The organism is Tautonia rosea, from assembly GCF_012958305.1.
In the GTDB taxonomy this organism is placed as follows: domain Bacteria; phylum Planctomycetota; class Planctomycetia; order Isosphaerales; family Isosphaeraceae; genus Tautonia; species Tautonia rosea.
This window is the reverse complement of the sequence record NZ_JABBYO010000006.1, coordinates 40871-57371: the sequence shown is the minus strand read 5'-3', so window position 1 is coordinate 57371 and position 16501 is coordinate 40871. Positions and strand designations below refer to the sequence as shown.

Annotated in this window: 12 protein-coding genes; 5 read left to right on the top strand and 7 right to left on the bottom strand. The window is 67.6% G+C overall.

Features of this window, described 5'->3' with window-relative positions; genetic code table 11:
- Positions 1–186: 186 nt before the first annotated feature.
- The gene (locus HG800_RS12055) at positions 187–774 is read right to left on the bottom strand and encodes a hypothetical protein (protein ID WP_169976885.1); all 588 of its coding nucleotides are present in this window, start codon (positions 772–774) and stop codon (positions 187–189) included.
- Positions 775–971: 197 nt separating this feature from the next.
- Between HG800_RS12055 and HG800_RS12050 the strand changes: the two genes are divergently transcribed.
- Complete coding sequence (locus HG800_RS12050; protein ID WP_169976884.1) at positions 972–1310, top strand: PadR family transcriptional regulator; 339 nt, start codon at positions 972–974, stop codon at positions 1308–1310.
- A complete protein-coding gene (locus HG800_RS12045; protein ID WP_169976883.1) occupies positions 1311–1958 on the top strand; it encodes a hypothetical protein in 648 nt (215 codons plus the stop codon). It abuts the gene before it with no gap.
- Between the two features lie 305 nt (positions 1959–2263).
- Here the strand turns inward: HG800_RS12045 and HG800_RS12040 are convergent, their stop codons facing one another.
- The 6 genes from HG800_RS12040 to HG800_RS12015 form a co-directional block, all read right to left on the bottom strand.
- Positions 2264–2851, bottom strand: coding sequence for an REP-associated tyrosine transposase (locus HG800_RS12040; protein ID WP_206352241.1), 588 nt, complete (start codon positions 2849–2851; stop codon positions 2264–2266).
- A 391-nt stretch (positions 2852–3242) separates the two neighbouring features.
- A complete protein-coding gene (gene glgP, locus HG800_RS12035; protein ID WP_169976882.1) occupies positions 3243–5387 on the bottom strand; it encodes an alpha-glucan family phosphorylase in 2145 nt (714 codons plus the stop codon).
- Positions 5388–5593: 206 nt separating this feature from the next.
- Positions 5594–6754 (bottom strand): tetratricopeptide repeat protein, encoded by a 1161-nt coding sequence (locus HG800_RS12030; protein WP_169976881.1) that lies wholly within the window; start codon positions 6752–6754, stop codon positions 5594–5596.
- A gap of 390 nt (positions 6755–7144) precedes the next feature.
- Complete coding sequence (locus HG800_RS12025) at positions 7145–8758, bottom strand: hypothetical protein (protein ID WP_169976880.1); 1614 nt, start codon at positions 8756–8758, stop codon at positions 7145–7147.
- Between the two features lie 243 nt (positions 8759–9001).
- On the bottom strand, positions 9002–10954 hold the full coding sequence (locus HG800_RS12020) for a Xaa-Pro dipeptidyl-peptidase (protein ID WP_169976879.1): 1953 nt from the start codon (positions 10952–10954) through the stop codon (positions 9002–9004).
- A 154-nt stretch (positions 10955–11108) separates the two neighbouring features.
- Positions 11109–11756: a bifunctional 4-hydroxy-2-oxoglutarate aldolase/2-dehydro-3-deoxy-phosphogluconate aldolase gene (locus HG800_RS12015; protein WP_169976878.1), complete on the bottom strand. Its 648-nt coding sequence runs from the start codon at positions 11754–11756 to the stop codon at positions 11109–11111.
- 631 nt (positions 11757–12387) lie between these two features.
- On the opposite strand from HG800_RS12015, the gene modB reads away from it, so the two are divergent.
- The 3 genes from modB to HG800_RS12000 all read left to right on the top strand — a co-directional run bounded on the left by modB (position 12388) and on the right by HG800_RS12000 (position 16491).
- The gene (gene modB, locus HG800_RS12010) at positions 12388–13086 is read left to right on the top strand and encodes a molybdate ABC transporter permease subunit (RefSeq protein WP_169977146.1); all 699 of its coding nucleotides are present in this window, start codon (positions 12388–12390) and stop codon (positions 13084–13086) included.
- A 146-nt stretch (positions 13087–13232) separates the two neighbouring features.
- Positions 13233–14327: a molybdenum ABC transporter ATP-binding protein gene (locus tag HG800_RS12005; RefSeq protein WP_169976877.1), complete on the top strand. Its 1095-nt coding sequence runs from the start codon at positions 13233–13235 to the stop codon at positions 14325–14327.
- A gap of 376 nt (positions 14328–14703) precedes the next feature.
- On the top strand, positions 14704–16491 hold the full coding sequence (locus HG800_RS12000) for a serine/threonine-protein kinase (RefSeq protein ID WP_169976876.1): 1788 nt from the start codon (positions 14704–14706) through the stop codon (positions 16489–16491).
- Positions 16492–16501 lie beyond the last annotated feature (10 nt).

Here is a 16501-nt window from a genome sequence, read left to right as displayed (position 1 = left end):
AGGTTACGTTGACAAGAGCCGTTCGTTTCGGGAATTCAAGAGGAGATTTAGAAGGGTTGGTGTCGTTCGATCGAGCTGAGCCTTCGAAGCCCACAAAATCATTCAACCACGCAATGCCAAATCAGCCGTGAACGAGGTCCGGGAATCGGCAGTTCCTCGATAAGATGATCGGGAAATCGGGGAGTGTCAGTCACGGAAAATGGGCGTTTCGCCTGAGATTGAGGGGGGCTCGGTGCGTTGGCCGGCGTCTCGAATCCTGAGGGCCAGCCAGAGGAAGGGGCTAAGGACGCCGAAGACGAGCCCGGCAGTCAGGATCAGCCAGGCCAGAATGAGCGCGAAGCGGAGGCTCGCCAGGATGAGGGCCACCGCGGCAATCAGTCCGCAGAGCGAACCGATCGAGAAGCGAGGAGGCAGGCCGAGGCGATCGGAGAGTCGTTGCGCGACGGCGACGGATGCGCCAAGCATCGCCGCGATGATCGCCAGGTCGACGGTCAGAATGCCGGGGGAGAACCACGCGGGAGGGCTTCCCGGCGGGGCCATCACGCGAGGCACAGAGCGATAGGGGAAGGGGAAGCCGTAGATCGCGGAATCTTCCTTGCCGAGGTTGCCATCGATCGTGGCCAGGATTCCCACGGCCAGGCCCACCCAGATGAAGGTGAAGCAGCCGAGCGGGCCGGGCCATCGCCAGCGCGATTGCGAGCGATCGGCCCGGATTGGCGTCTCGGGGGCCTCAAACGGGTTCGCGGGGGCAGGGCGATCGGGACGGGAAGGCATTTGTGATCCTCGGCTCTGGGGCGGGGGTGGTCCGGGTTCCGAGCAGCGGACCCCGGGAACGCAAAGCCCAGGGTTCACCCGGGGTCCGCTTGCGCGGAACCCGGGCCACCCGACGCGGTTTCCCACGGTCGGGCCTTGACAGGACGGTCGGCACCGGTACTCTGTGGTGCGTAGTAGCGATCAGGGAGGGGATGGGGATGGATCGGTGGGAGACGCAGGTTCGGCGAGGGTTGGTGGAGCTGGCCGTGCTGGCGGCGGCGGCCCGGGGGGAGACCTACGGGTATCGCGTGGTCGAGCAGCTCGGGAGCTTGCCGGGCCTGGCGCTGACCGAGAGCACGGTCTATCCGGCCCTGACGCGGCTCGCCCGCGAGGGGATGCTCGCGGTCCGGGTCGAGCCGTCTCCTGCCGGCCCCCCCCGGCGCTACTACCGCCTGACGGACGACGGCCGAGGCCGGCTCGGACGGATGGCGGACTCCTGGCGATCGCTGACCGAGTCCCTCAACCTCCTCCTGGAATCGGGGGGGAAGGAACCCTGAATGATGACGCTCGAAGACGCGGGACCGCTGACGCTCGAAGACGCGGGACCGCTGACGCTCGACGCCTCGCTGCAAAACCTGATCGACGCCCGGCTGGACACGATCGACCGGATGCTCGTGGGCCGGGTCCCCCGCGCCGACCGCCTGGCGATCGCCCGGGAGGTGGAGGCCCAGATCTTCGACCAGCTCGCCGGCCAGTCCGCCGACGGGATCGGCCGGGACGAGGTGCTCGCCGTGCTCGGCCGCCTCGACCCTCCCGAGGCCTACCTGCCCGAGGACGGCGAGGCCGGACCGGCCGTTTCGGGAACGGGCGAGATGAGGGTTTCCACCCGGCCCATTCAGGCCCGCCGATCGGGCAAGGCGAGCGGGATCGTCGGCATCGTGGCGTTCACGGTCACCGCCCTCTGGACCGCTCTTTCGTACCCGTTCGCGCACCTTTTCAACTCCGAGTTGATCCTGTTCACCGGTTTCTTCGGGTCCGGCTTCGTGGGGCTATGCGCGGGGGGCACCGCGGTGGCCCTGGCTGCTTTCGCCCGCCTGCGCGACGCGTGGGCGATCTGCGGCCTGGTCAACGGGATCCTGACCATCCTCTTCGGGCTGCTCAGCCTTGCCGCGGGTGTGTGTTGGCTGCTTCTTATTTCGGTGTGACCCCCGCCCCCCGCCTTCCGGGGCGGGGGCTCACGGCCGGGTGGCCCGGGTTCCGCGAATGCGGACCCCGGGAAGGGAAGCCCCGGCCTCTCACCCCGGGGTCCGCTGCGCGGAACCCGGGCCACCCGACGCAACAGCGGAACCCGGGCCACCCGACGCAACAGCGGAACCCGGGCCACCCGACGCAACAGCGGAACCCGGGCCACCCGACGCAACAGCGGAACCCGGGCAGGATGGCCCGGCGGCCGGAGATGGCCTCAGGCTCCTAATGGCCCGCGGAGTGCTTGAAGCCGGCTTCACCTGCTTCATTCGTAAGTCCGAGGCAATGTCGGGTCCATTTCCAACCGCACCGGCCGGATCCCGGCATACCATCGGGCGCTCGACCACTCCCAACGCTCCGGTCGATCGACCAGCCCACGGCGGACGGGATTCAGGTGGACGTAGTCGATCATCTGTGCGAGGGTCGTCTGCTCGGTGACGTTCCGATCGTAGCCGCCCCCGGGTTGCCAGAAATGGAACGTCGTCGACCCGTCCGGGCGTCGTTTCGCCAGCCGTCCCATCCATCCTGGGGCATGTATCTTGAGGAAGTGGATCGCCTGCCGGGCCACCGGCCGCTTGATCTGCCAGAGCATCCGGGAGACCTCGTACCGCGGTTCCCTCGGACAGACAATCAGATGGACGTGCTCCGGCATGATGACATAAGCCCACACATCGAACCGGAGGGATTGCCTCGCCTGCTCGATCGACTCGATCAACCAGCCTCGCGTCCGGTCCCTGGACAGCAGCGGGAGCCCTCGGAAACACGAGAAGGTCAGCTCGTGGGCATCCCCAGGATGATTGATCCGCCGGCGCCGGGGCCCCGAGCCGCGGCCAGGCATCGGAATTGGGCCCATCGACGTCACGCATCCCCCGAGGACCAGGGACGATCATCATTTCGTCCACGCTGCCGTTCCCGGGGATCGACTCGCAACCGATCACCTCCGAGAACACTCGCGTTGATCGCTGATTCAATCATTCCGTGGGTCCCCGCGTCCAGCGTTGAGTGCCGCGCGGCCAAACCCGGGGTCCACGACGCGGAACCCGGGCCACCCGAGGAGGGCCACCCGAACGGCGTCGAACCCTGGAGGTGGGTGGCCTGGGTTCCGCGCCAGCGGAACCCAGGAACGCAAGGCTCAGCATCTCACCCGGGGCCGGCGACGCGGAACCCGGGCCACCCGACACCGGTCTGCTGAGGTCGAGACGACCCCAGCCACCCTAATCCCGAACGAACTCCGAGGTCGAACGTCAGAAGCTCGGCATGGCGCAGGGCTGGCCGCCGCCGGCGGGGAGGTAGGCGAACTGGGCGTAGTCCATGACTTGGCGGTCGGAGTTGAAGCGCCAGCCGAGGGTGCGGAGGTTGTCTTTCACGCGGGCGATCCAGCGGCGGGGGAGGCCGTCGTGGTCGCGGTCGTAGTAAAGGGGAATGACCTGATGGGCGAGGGTGTTGATCAGGTCAAGGTAGTCGCGTTCGTCCTGGATGGAGGGAACAGCGTGGGTGCGGCCCGAGCCGATGGCGAAGCCGTTGCGGCCGTCGTAGCCTTCGGCCCACCAGCCGTCGAGGATCGAGCAGTTCAGGCCGCCGTTCATGGCGACCTTCTGGCCGGACGTGCCGCTGGCCTCCTGGGGGCGTCGCGGGTTGTTGAGCCAGACGTCGACCCCCTGGACGAGGAACCGGGCGACGTTCATGTCGTAGTCTTCGATGAAGGCAAGGCGGCCGCGGAACTCGGCCGAGTTGCTGATCTTGACGATGTGCTGGATGAACTCCTTGCCGAAGCGGTCCTCGGGGTGGGCCTTACCGGCGAAAATCATCTGCACGGGGCGGTCGGAGGCGTTGACGATCTCGGCCAGGCGCTCGGCGTCCTTCATGACCAGGGTGGCCCGCTTGTAGGTGGCGAAGCGGCGGGCGAAGCCGATGGTCAGGGTGTCGAGGTCGAACATCCGGTGGTAGCGATCGAGTTCGTCGGCACGGGCGCCTCGGGCCTCGGCCTGTCGGGCAAGGCGCTGGCGGACGAATTCGAGGAGGCGGGCCTTGAGCACCTGGTGGGTTTCCCAGAACTCGCCGTCGTCGATCTCCGAGGCGGTATCCCAGACCTCGGGATAGCGCATCCGGGTTTCCCAATTGCTGCCGAGGTGGCGGTCGTAGATGGCCTTCATTTGCGGGGCGAGCCAGCTTAACGTGTGGACGCCGTTGGTGATGTGGCCGATTGGGACTTCTTCCTCGTTGCGGTTCGGGTAGAGCGGGTGCCACATCTGGCGAGAGACCTTGCCGTGCAGGGCCGAGACGCCGTTGGCGTGCCTTGAGAGCTTCAAGGCCAGCACGGTCATGCAGAACGGCTCGTTGTGGTCGCCCGGGTGGACGCGGCCGAGGCCGAGGAAGTCGTCCGGAGGCAGGTGAAGCTGTTCGCGGAGCTTGCCGAGGGTGTCTTCGACCAGATCGGCACTGAAGCGGTCGTGACCGGCGGCGACGGGCGTGTGGGTGGTGAAGACGGTCATCGAGGCCACGTCTCGGACGGCCTCGCCGAAGGGGCGGCCCTCGGCTTCCATGACGGTCCGGGTCAGCTCCAGACCGGCGAAGGCGCTATGCCCTTCGTTCAGGTGGATGACTGACGGGTCGATTCCCGAGGCGAACAGTGCGCGGACGCCTCCGACGCCCAGCAGCAACTCCTGGCGAATCCGGATGCGGGCGTCTCCGCCGTAGAGTCGGCCGGTCAGGGCGCGGTCCGACTCGCTGTTCTCGGGGACGTTGCTGTCGAGCAGGAGCAAGGTGGTGCGGCCGACCTCGACGCGCCAGACCTTCGCGTGCAAGGTGCCGGATCGGCTCTCGACGGCCACGCGGACGGGGTCGCCCTGAGGGGTGAGGGCCTCCTCGATCGGCAAGCGGGCGGGGTCGTTGTAGGGGTAGCTTTCGTGCTGCCAGCCTTCGGCGTCGAGCGACTGGCGGAAGTAGCCTTCGGCGTAGAGGATGCCGACGGCCACGAGGGGAATGCCCAGGTCGCTAGCGCTCTTGAGGTGGTCGCCGGCCAGGACGCCGAGGCCGCCGGAGTAGATCGGCAGGCTTTCGTGCAGGCCGAATTCCATCGAGAAGTAGGCGACCGGCCGGGCGCGGAGGGTCGAGGCGTGGATCGCTCCCCAGCTATCGCGGTTTTCGAGGTACTCGTTGAGGCGGCGGAAGGCGTAGTCGATCCGGGAGATGAGGGCCATTTCCGAGGCGCGCTGGACGAGCAGCTCGTGAGGGATCCGGTCGAGGAAGACCACGGGGTTATGGTCGGTTTCTCTCCAGAGCACCGGGTCGAGTTCCCGGAAAAGCTCGATGACGTGCGGCTGCCACGTCCACCAGAGGTTGCGGGCCAGTTCTCTCAGCTTGTTGATAATGGTGTCCTGGCTGACCATCTCCGCTCCTCGGGTCGCATGGAGTCCAAACGCCCCGGTCGATCCGGACGGGGGCTCGTGCCCAGTCTTCGGGCCAGTTCGGGCCGTCAGTATCCTCAATACGCGATGAATCGCCAACCCCGTACAGAGTTGCGGCTCATTTTCGCGGAATTGCCCGATTATTTGACCGCGCCCCGGTCGTCGCAACCCGGTTCGGAGGGAGATGATCAGGGGAGCGACTCGGATCCGGGCTGCGCATCCGGCGCGGGGTCCGGCTCCTGGTTGACCGGGGGTTCAAGCGCCGATCGGGCGAGCAGATGGGGGATGCGGGCCGGGTCGGCGGACTCGACGACCCACTGGAGCAAGGGCCGGGCCTGGTCGGTCTGGCCTTCCATCTGGAGGGCGATTCCGGCGTAGGCCCGGGCCTCGGCCTGCTGGTCGGGGGTTTTGGCGGCGGCGATGAGGTCTTCGAGGGGAAGATCGCCGAGCAGGTAGTCGAGAATCGGGCCGGGCCAGACGGAGAGGTCGCGATCCTCGGCCGCAGCGGCGAGCAGGCCATCGGCCTGAGCCTCTCGACCTTCGCGGCGGTGTTCGAGGCTCGCGAGCAGTGCGGCGTAGGGGGACAGGGCCTCGTACCAGCCGACGAGCACGAGGAAGGCCTCGGCATCGGCCGCTCCGCCGTCGAGGCCAAGGGCGACTCCGAGGGCCGCGCGATTGAATCGGGCGGCGGCGTGGTTCGGATCGACCCGAAGCGCCAGGCCGAACTGATCGTAGGCGCGCTTCGGCTCCTTGAGGTCGAGCCAGGTGAGCCCTCGGTTGTAATAGGGCAAGGGGTCGAGCGGGGCGAGCTGCACGGCGCGGTTCAGGTCGTCGAGAGCCTCGTTCGGCCTCCCGTCGGCGCGGCGAAGGTTGCCGCGGTTGAGCCAGGGAGTGCGCCATTCGGGTTCGAGCCGGATGGCCTCGTCGAAGTCGGCTTCGGCGAGATCGGGACGGCCGCGATCGGCCCAGAGCAGGCCTCGGGTCAGGTAATCCTCGGCCGACGGGTTTGCGGAGGCGATCCGCTCGGAGGCGGCCTCCAGAGCCTGGTCGAAGGGCAAGACGCGGTCGCTCTTGATCCAGCCGGCAAGGTCCTCGGCTTCGAGCCAGAGCCAGGGGCCGTTGACCTTGCCGACGGTGTAAACGCGGTGGATCGCTCCCGAGGCCACGATCCGCGCTTCAATCTTCAGGACGTCGTCGATCGAGGCGAGGACGACGCGGTCGCCGGGTTCGATTCCCTGCGCCTCGGCCCGAGGGGCGGCCATCAGGCCCAGCGATGCGACGATCAAGAGGATTGCAACGTCGCGTCGGTGGCCGTTGGGGTGGTCGGGGATGTCGACTTCTGCGTTCACCCTTGAGTGATGTGTTGTGGGTGGCCCCGGTTGCTTGCCAACCGGGGTCGCGGAGCGACGAGAGGCTTCGGTGCGGCCTCGCGTTGCCTCGCGCGGCTGCGCCGCCCCGGTTGGCGAGCAACCGGGGCCACCCGATGCAAGGGGCGACTCATCATTCGATGGCGGAAGCGGTACAACGCGAGGGACTTCGCATTCATTCAGGACGATGAGGGCAAGTCCGGGGCGAAACCGTCGGCGGAGGTTCCGGAGGTTCATGGCGTCCCTCGGCTCGATCAGAAAGGTGCGAATCCAGGGCGTTGAGGAATGGGGGATTCCGGATGGGAGTCCGGAATCCTCGCTTCCTTCAATCCCAATCGTATCGCACCACGACGAGCGGACCCAGAGGGCGGATCAGCGGACGGGGGAGGATCGGACCCGGGCGCTGGGGTCGAGGCCAAGAATTCGGCCTCGGGGGCGGGGGATGTCGAGGACGATCGGGTCGGACGTTTCGACGGCATTCTGGTTGCCGACGACGTCGAAGACATCGAGCCTGACGTGGAATTGGGCCGGGATGTTGGGGGGTAAGGGCCAGACGAACCGGCCGGAATCGGGCAGGGCGGGGGTGATTTGCTGCCAGATGGCGTCGGGGGCGTCGGGGCGGATCGAGACGACGACGGGAGTTTCGGCCGGGTGCGGCTCGTCGGTCCGCCATTCGACCACGAGCGATCCGGCCTCGTCTCCGCTGCCGATGCCGACGGAATCGAGCGCAACGCGGGGGGGGGTCGTATCGACAATTACCTCGAACTCGGGAGGAGTCCCCGGAACGGGGCGGGGGTCTCCAAGTCCGTTTTGCGACTGGACGACGATTCGGAGCCCGTGGCGGCCGTCGCCTCCCAGATCCACATGAAACGGCGACCGACGATCCGGGTCGGTGCCGAGCGATTCCCAGTTCTGCCCGCCGTCTCTTGTGACCCACATCTCGACGACTTCGAGCGACTCGACCGAAGCATCTTCTACGCCGTAACTCAACGGGAAACGTGGGCTTGCAACGATCCTTGCCCCTCCTAAATCGGCTGGAGGAGCGGAACGGGCGGGCGTTGGATTCGGAGCCGGGGCGGGCATCGGTCGAGCGGGCTGAGCCGGATTCGGCGATCGGACCGGAGCCGAGGCATTGGTCCGAGGAGCGGCCGGGGGCTGATCGTCGATCCCGGCGAACGGGTCGTCCGAGACTCCCGAGCGGCCCGGCGAAGGGTCGGAGGAGCGTCGGGCCAGGATCGGCGGCGGCGCGGAACCGGCCGAGGGGACGGACACCGTTCCCGGGGCCTCGGCCAGACCATCGGGCAAGAGCTGCTGCGCGGAACCCCGATTGCCGGACGCGTCGGAGACGGTCACGCGGACGGTCACGGGCAATCCCGTGCCCACCTCCCAGCGGGCCTCACCGACGATTCTCGGTGAAGTCTTGACCTGCCTCCAGGCGTTGGCCGGGGCCCCTTGCACCTGATATTCGAGCATGAACGTGGAGAGATCGAGGTGCTCGTCCTGGACCTCCCAGACAATCCCGACCACTCCCGCCCGACGCGGCAAGGCACGCACCACGACCGAGGGAGCCGTGGTATCGACGACCACGCGGAGCTTCGGGCGCACTTGCTCCATGTCGGGCGGATAGAGGCGGTTCTGGCGATCTCTCGTCCGCACGGCGAACCAGTATTCACCGTCCCGAGCGGCCCGGTACGGGAACGCAAGCTGATCGGGAGCCGTGTTGCCGGCATACTCCCACGACAGGCCGCGATCGGACGAAACGTAGAGATGGACCTCCGCGATCTGTTCCAGCATCGCGGGGTCCTGAATGTTGAACGGGATCCGGAAGGAGGGCTTATCGGAGTAGGTGATCCGCGGCTCGGCATTTTGGGGGATCGGCGCAGCCCTGGCAGGAGGCGCGGCATCGGGCGCGAGCAAGGCCGAGGCCAGGGCGAGGCCCAGCCCGACGACCTTCCGGCACGCTCGATTCGCGGCCGATGCTGCCACCTTTCGCCCTCCCTGGCCGAGCCGGGCCGGACCGCAGAGCCTGGCCTTCCCTGGCCGGCTCTTTTTTTTGCGGAGTCCGCTTCGGATGCGTCTTCGGTTCCCTCGGGGGCTTCTCAGCGGGCGAGACCGCCGCGCAGGGAAGCCGGTCGGTCATCCCGAGGTCCGGTTTCAACGGGTTTATCGTCGTGACCGGTTAGACGGCTTGAGATGATCTTGGGGGGCGTCTCGGAAAGCCCGAGTCGGTCACTCGGAGGTGTCGACCCGAGGGGGTTGTTCCTCCGCATCGCGGATCGCCTCTGCCAGGCGATCGGCGCCGCCGACGACCGGCAGTTCCAGCGAGGTGGCGTCGAGATCGACCGTCAGCTCCGTTCCCGGCTCGGGCCAGAGGGTGAACTCGCGGTCGCTGGAGAAGATCATGAGGGCGATCTGCTGCCCCTCGGGGATGATCTGATCGTCGGGCTGGAGGTCGAAGCTTAGGGTGACGAATTCGCCGGGGGTCAGCGGCGCACTCTCGGAGAGCGATTGGGAGTTCTGCGGGTCGGCCCAGCCTCGGGTGATGATGTTGTCGGTGATCGACGAGCGGGGGCCGGATTCCCAGGGCAGGGCGACGAGCCAGACGGACAGATTGGCCGCCGGCGTGTTCGAGGCCAGCCGAATCGTCAGCCGGGGGGTGCCCGAGAGGTGGACCTCGGTGCTCAAGGGAGGGGTGGCGTAGAGGAGGCGATGGTTGGTCCATTCGGCCTTCGCCAGCGTCGCGCCGTCGAACGAGACGTTATCGACGAGCGTCTCGGTTCCCTGAGCGTCGTCGAGGGGATCGAGCACGAGCCCGCCGGCCTTCGGTGCGCCGGGCGTCGGGTGCAGGACGGCTGGCTCGGCGTCGGGGTGCGGATAGTCGGGATAGGCGGTCGGCTTCGTGCGGTCGTCCTGCTCTCGGACGATCCAGGCCAGAGGCTCCTGCTCAACGCCGTTCTCGACGCCGAGCAGATACCGGGTGAACCATCGGTTGACCTGATCCGGGGGAGGCGGGCCGCCGTGCCCTCCTTGATGGAAGTAGATCTGTGCCGGGACTCCCTTGGCCTTGATCGCCTCGTAGATCCGGACGCTGTGCTCGGGCATCACGTTCCAGTCGTTGAAGGCGTGGGCCATCAAGGTCGGGGCCTTCAGCGGACCGAGTTCGTTGAGGTAGTCGCGGCCGGCCCAGAAGTCGTTGAGGTCGCCGGTCAGGCGGTCCATCTGCTCGGCCATCTCGGTGTCTCGGACGGTGCAGTCGCAGTGCGGGCGGCGTTCGGGGTTGCCGCTGCGGACGAAGTCGTAGAGGACGTCGATGTCCTCGCCGAGATAGCCGCCCGGCGATCGGACCAGGCCGTGCGACCGATAGTAGTGGTAGTACGACGTGTTGGGCGCGATCGGGATGATCGCCTCCAGGCCCTCGACGCCGGTCGTCGCCGCGGCCAGGGCGAGCGTGCCGTTGTAGGAGGTGCCCGTCATGCCGACCTTCCCGGTGCACCAGTCGGCCACGACCTCCTCGTCGCCGTCGGGGGAGGTAAATCCTTTCGCCCGGCCGTTGAGCCAGTCGATGACCGCCTTCGGGGCGAGCGACTCGTTGTCGCCGCCGATCGTCACGCACCCTTGCGAAAGCCCCGTCCCCGGCGACGACGAGTGCACGACCGCGAACCCGCGAGGAAGCCACGTCTTGACCTCGTCGTTGGAGATGATCGGCCGGTTCTCGCGACGGCGGATCTCCGGTGGGTCCGGGCGCGCCGGGGGCTCGGCCCCCAGCTCGTGCCGGACGTCCCACATGAGCGACTGCGCCGATCCCGCCGTGCCGGCGAAGTAGGGGCTGGAGACGTAGATGGCCGGCACCTTCAGCCCCTCCGTCTCGGTCTGCTTCGGCCGGGTGACGCCGACGTGCATCCGGTCCGGCTTGCCGTCGTCGTCGGAGTCGAACTCCGCCTCGACCCACAGGTCGTGCCGGACCCAGAGGTCCGGGTCGCTGAAGGCCGGCACTTCCTGCGCCATGCCGTCCTCAATGTGATGCTTCGCCTCGGGCGCCTCTTGCGCTGCGGCCGTGCCGACGAACCCCGCCAGCGCCGCCAGCGCCAGCCCGATTGCCCGACGCCCGACGTGTTCCCGATCGCTCGACCCCCGACGCGTGGTGATCGGCTCGCTCTTTGATCCAGCCTGAATCGCGATCATGAATCCTCCGGGTGTACTTCGTCGGGTGCGGGGAACCATCGGGCGGGCCGTCGGCCTGGGCCGGCCGAGGGCTTCGGAATCGAGAGGGATCGTAGCCCCGGCCCTCGGCGCTTGCAAGGAGCTTCGATCCCTCTGTCCGGCCGCGACCTTGTGGTTATTGCCCGCGGAACTTGCGGACGATGGCGACGTATTGCTCGGCGAGGGAGCGGAGGCGGTCGAGGTTGCCGGTGCGGATGGCCTCGGGCTCGACCATGGAGGAGCCGACGCCGAGGCAGCAGGCGCCGGCCTTGAGGAAGGATTCGGCGGTGGTCAGGTCGACGCCGCCGGTGGGCATGACGCGGACCTGGGGCAGGGGGCCGCGCAGGGCTTTGAGGTAGCCGGGGCCGCCGACGTCGGCGGGGAAGACCTTGACGATGTCGGCGCCGGCCTCCCAGGCGGTCAGGACCTCGGTCGGGGTGAAGGCGCCGGGCATGATCGCCTTGTCGTAGCGTCGGCAGAGGCGGATGACCTCGGTGTTGACCGTCGGCGAGACGAGGAACTCGGCCCCGGCCAAAAGGGCGGCGCGGGCGGTCTCGGGGTCGAGGACAGTGCCGGCCCCCAGGACGATCCGGTCGCCGAGCGCCTTGCGGACGACCCGGATGACCTCGGTGGCGTCGGGGACGGTGAAGGTGATCTCGGCGGCCGTCACGCCGCCGTCGGCCAGGGCGCGGACCACGTCGGCCAGTTGTTCACCCGATTCAGATCGGACGACGGCCACGATGCCGCAATCGAGCACGCGCTTGAGGGTCGCTTCGCGAGACATGGACGGAAAAGCTCCGAGTTTGAGAGATCGGGGACGAAAATCCTTTGGGTGGCAACGTTGCATGAGATCGTTGATCGTCGTCTCGTGATCGCTCCAGGGCAACTGCGCTGATTGCGATCCGGACGAGGACCCCTTACCCCGGCCCTCGTCCCCGCTGGGTGGAGAGAGGGGGGCAGATTGCCAGTCCTCTCCCTCGCAAGCGGGGGAACAAGGTGGCCGCAAGGCCGGGTGAGGGGGCTGGAGGTTCGATCGCAAGGTCGTGCGTCCTGAACAAGGCACCCTCACCCGGCCCTCTCCCCCACGGGCGGGGGAGAGGGAGCCGGATTGATCCCTCGCCACCACGGGAGGGGGAGAGGGAGCCGGAGGCTGGAGGCAGAGAGTGCAAACCGTATCGAGCGGGACGACGTTCCCTCACACGAGGAGGGAGCCCCATCGCGACCGAGGTTCAGGGACCTCATTGGGGCCATCATGGCGGTCGGGGGCGGTCGGGGTCCACAGGGCGGTGGGGGCGTCGGAAGATCGGGCGAGGGGTTTCCCGGTTCCGGGCGGGCGGTTAGGGTAAGAGTGCGTCGAGCGTCTCTCGGGAGCAACGATTCGCAATCGATTCGGGCGAGCGATCAATCGCGTGGTGGTGAGCATCGAGACGATCGGGCCGTTGCTGCTGTCGATCCGGGTGGCGCTGCTGGCGACCCTGACGGTGGTCGTTGTCGGTCTGCCGATCGCGATTCTGCTGGCCCGGGGGCGGTTTCCGGGTAAAGGGTTGCTCACAGGGCTCATGACGCTGCCGCTGGTCTTGCCGCCGACGGTCCTCGGCTACGTTTTGCTGTTGATGCTCGGACGCCAGGGGCCGGTGGGGAGGGTGCTGGAGCATCTGTTCGGCGGGGTGCCGGTCTTTCACTGGTCGGGGCTGGTGATCGCGGCGACCGTGGCGGCCTTTCCGCTGTTCCTGCTACCGGCTCGGGGGGCGATCGAGGCGGTCGATCCGGGGCTGGAAGACGCGGCCCGATTGCTCGGCCGACGCGAGTCGAGCGTCTTGCTTCGGGTGACGCTCCCGCTGGCCTGGCGAGGGCTTCTGGCCGGAGCCTTGCTCGCCTTTGCCCGAGCCCTGGGAGACTTCGGCGCCTCGTTGATGGTCGCCGGCGACATTCCCGGCCGGACCCGCACCGCGGCGATGGCCATTTATGATTCGGTCGAGGCCGGGCAACCGGCCACCGCGGCCTGGCTCTCGACCCTGATCGCGTCGGTGGCCATTGTGCTCTTGATTGTGGTCAATCGGGTCATGCCCGGCTCCTCGAAACCGGAGCGCACGCCCTTGAAGCCGAGCGAATGAACCACTCCCTTCCTCTGAGGAACCGAGGAACGCCCCGGCCTGATCCCCCCGATTCCGAACCTTCGGAACGGCCAGATCGGGAGCTTCCCTCAACGACCGATGATTCCCGAGCCCCGGGCAATGGCCTCCCGCTGCTGGAGGTCTCCGTGAGGCATCGGGTGCATCCCGGATTGGTGCTCGACGCAACCGTGACCGTCGGCCGCGAGGTGGTCGTGCTGTTCGGGCGGTCGGGGGCGGGGAAAACGACCTTGCTGCGCCTGATTGCCGGGCTCGATCAACCGGACGAAGGCCGGGTCCGCCTGGGCGGCCGGCTTCTCCTCGATCGACACACGCGGGTCTGCGAGCCGCTGCGACGGCGTCGGATCGGCATGATCTTTCAGGACGACCGGCTCTTTCCTCATCTGAGTGTCGCGGGCAACCTCCGGTTTGGCCTGGCCGGGTGGCCGAGGCGAGACGCCCAGGGCCGTCTGGCCGAGGTGGCGGCGCTCTGCGGGGTCGACGCCTTGCTCGATCGGCGGCCGAGCACACTCTCGGGAGGGGAACGGCAGCGGGTCGCGCTCGCCCGAGCCCTGGCGCCGAGGCCCGAGCTGCTGCTTTGCGACGAGCCGTTCAGCGCCCTGGATCTGGACGCCCGAGACGCCCTGGTTGATCGCCTTCGCCGCATCCAGCGCCGCGAAGGGGTGCCGGTGCTGTATGTCACCCACAGCCCGGCCGAGGCCTCGCGCCTCGGCGATCGCCTGCTGCTGCTCGACGGGGGCCGGATCGTCGCCGAAGGCCCCCCCGGTGACCTTCTGAGCCGGCGGTTTTCCCTGCGGGACGACGGGAATGGGACGACTCGGGCAGACTCTCAGACCAACACGTTGCGAGGGATCGTGACCGGGCACGAGGAACACTCGACCCGCCTGCTCCTCGACGGCGGCCCGGACCTGATCGTCCCGAAGGTCAATCACCCGATCGGGGCCGAGGTCGTCGTCTCGGTCGGGGCCGATGAGATTGACCTGCTGCTCGGGCCAGTCGCCGGGCTCAGTGCGCGAAACCTGATTCCCGGCGAGGTTGAGCGTTGTGTGCCGCTTGGCGCCTTGACCGAGGTGATTGTGACCACCGGCGCGGTACGATGGAGTGTCCGCATCACAACCGAAGCCACCGACGCCTTGGCGTTGCAACCGGGGCTCGCAGTCCGGATGATCGTCAGGGCGAGGAGTGTTCGGGTCGGCACCGAGGGGTCTCAGGACGGCTTCTGAGTCGGCCCGACGCTCACGGGTCGAGACGCCCGGCGTTCCCTCGACGACCGTCGCGCATCGCCGTTCCGAACATCCGACGAACCTCCGACCTTGGAGTGACCGCCCCGACGCGAGCTCCCGAACGGCCTTGAGCAACCGCTTGAAGGGGCCACGACGCAGCCCCCAGACACTCAAAGGCCAAGCCCCCCCAAGGGACCGCGTCGAAGACCCCAGCCGTCCTCGCTGGAGATCAAGGCGCGTTTTGACCGTGATCGTGATCCATCGGCCCTCCCCCCCCGTTCGGGTCGATCTCCCAGACCTTGCGACGAGCTTCGGCGGGTCGCGATCCCCGAGGCTGTCCCCTTCGCTCGATCGACCGCACCTCTGAGCCGTACTGATGGAATCGCCTCGATCCGAACACCTCCGGAACGCGACCGACCGACTGGCCGAAACCATCGATCTGGCCACCGCCGAGGCCATCGAGCGCGGCGAGGTTCCCGCGAACGCTCCCGAGTCCTCGGGAGTCTCGGGGGGGCAAAGCCAGCAAGACGGCCGACCGGTCGAGGTCGTCGAGGGCGCGGTCGATCTGTCGGACGAGACGCGGCTGTTGCTTTGTGTGCGGCTCAGGGCGGTGGCGATCATCTTGCTGACGGGCTTCGGCGCCTTCTTCGTGCGCAACCAGTTTCTCGACCCCGGATCCGCCGGGGTGAACCTGTTCGTCCGGATTTTTCACGCGGTGGCCCTGGTGACGCAGGGGGCCCTGATCGCCTTGCTCTCGGAGCGGAACGACTGGTCGATGCAGCGGCTTCGCCAGTTCGAATTTGCCCTGTTCAGCTCCGCTTTGGCCTTCTTCGGCACCTTGCACTTCGCCTCGACCACCCGATGGATCGAGCGGGGCGATACGGTCATCCGCAACACGCTTGCCAGCGAGTCTCCGCCCGACCTGGCCACCATCAGCGCCCTGGTTCAGGCCGCCGGACGGTTGATTGCCAGTGTCGAGATGACGGTTATCTATGTGATGATTTTAATTATTCTCTACGGGCTTTTTATTCCGAACCGGTGGCGACGTGCCGCCATTGCCGTCGGCCTGATCTTCGCGATTACCGGCCTGGTGCAAATGTCGGTGATGATTCGGACCGCCGGCCGACAGTCAATGGTCGAGCAACTGGCGACCTTCGAGCAGATTTCGACCAACCTGCTCATCCTGTTTCTCGCAGTCCTGATCGCCGTCTACGGCACCCATTTGATCAACGCCTTGCGGGTCGAAGCCTTCGAGGCTCGACGGCTTGGCCAGTATGTGCTGCGCGATCGAATCGGCGGCGGCGGCATGGGAGAGGTGCATCTGGCCGAGCACAAGCTCTTGAAGCGCCCCTGCGCGATCAAGCTCATCCGACCCGACCGCGCGGGCGACCCGGTCGTCTTGCGCCGGTTCGAGCTGGAAGTCCGCGCGATGGCCCGCCTGACCCACTGGAACACGATCGAGGTCTACGACTACGGCCGGACCGAGGACGGCACGTTCTATTATGTGATGGAATACCTTCGCGGCTTGCCGCTCGATACCCTGGTCGAACGTCACGGGCCGCTCGATCCGGGACGGGTTGCCTACCTGCTCCGCCAGGCGTGCGACTCGCTGGCCGAGGCCCACTCGGCCGGAATGATCCACCGCGACCTGAAACCGGCGAACCTGTTCGCTGCCATTCGAGGAGGACGGTGCGACGTGACCAAGGTGCTCGACTTCGGCCTGGTCAAGACCGTCGGCGGCGACTCGGCCGAGACCGGTATCGACCGGCTCGACGTCGTTACGGGCACGCCGCTCTACATGTCTCCGGAACAGGCGACCGGCGACCCGAGGCTCGACCTCCGCAGCGATCTCTACGCCCTCGGCGCCGTCGCCTACTACCTGCTGACCGGCCGGCCGCCTCACCTGGGAGACACCCCGTTGCGGGTGATGGCCGCCGTGGCGAGAGATCCGGTCGTCCCTCCCTCTCGGCTCCGGAAGTCGATGCCGGAGGACCTGGAACGGGTCGTCCTGCGCTGCCTGTCGAAAGATCCGCTCAACCGGTTCCCGACGGCCGAGGCCCTTGGCCAGGCTCTGGCCGACTGCTCGTGCGCCGAGCACTGGAATGCCACCCTCGCCGCGCAATGGTGGCGGACCTCCGAACCCGAAACCCTGGCGAAGACCTGATCCTGTCCTC

Bases quoted from the DNA above. Each gene is read 5' to 3' on its own strand.
- HG800_RS12055 (WP_169976885.1), bottom strand. From the start codon at position 774: ATGCCTTCCCGTCCCGATCGCCCTGCCCCCGCGAACCCGTTTGAGGCC.
- HG800_RS12050 (WP_169976884.1), top strand. From the start codon at position 972: ATGGATCGGTGGGAGACGCAGGTTCGGCGAGGGTTGGTGGAGCTGGCC.
- HG800_RS12045 (WP_169976883.1), top strand. From the start codon at position 1,311: ATGATGACGCTCGAAGACGCGGGACCGCTGACGCTCGAAGACGCGGGA.
- HG800_RS12040 (WP_206352241.1), bottom strand. From the start codon at position 2,851: ATGGGCCCAATTCCGATGCCTGGCCGCGGCTCGGGGCCCCGGCGCCGG.
- glgP (WP_169976882.1), bottom strand. From the start codon at position 5,387: ATGGTCAGCCAGGACACCATTATCAACAAGCTGAGAGAACTGGCCCGC.
- HG800_RS12020 (WP_169976879.1), bottom strand. From the start codon at position 10,954: ATGATCGCGATTCAGGCTGGATCAAAGAGCGAGCCGATCACCACGCGT.
- HG800_RS12015 (WP_169976878.1), bottom strand. From the start codon at position 11,756: ATGTCTCGCGAAGCGACCCTCAAGCGCGTGCTCGATTGCGGCATCGTG.
- HG800_RS12000 (WP_169976876.1), top strand. From the start codon at position 14,704: ATGGAATCGCCTCGATCCGAACACCTCCGGAACGCGACCGACCGACTG.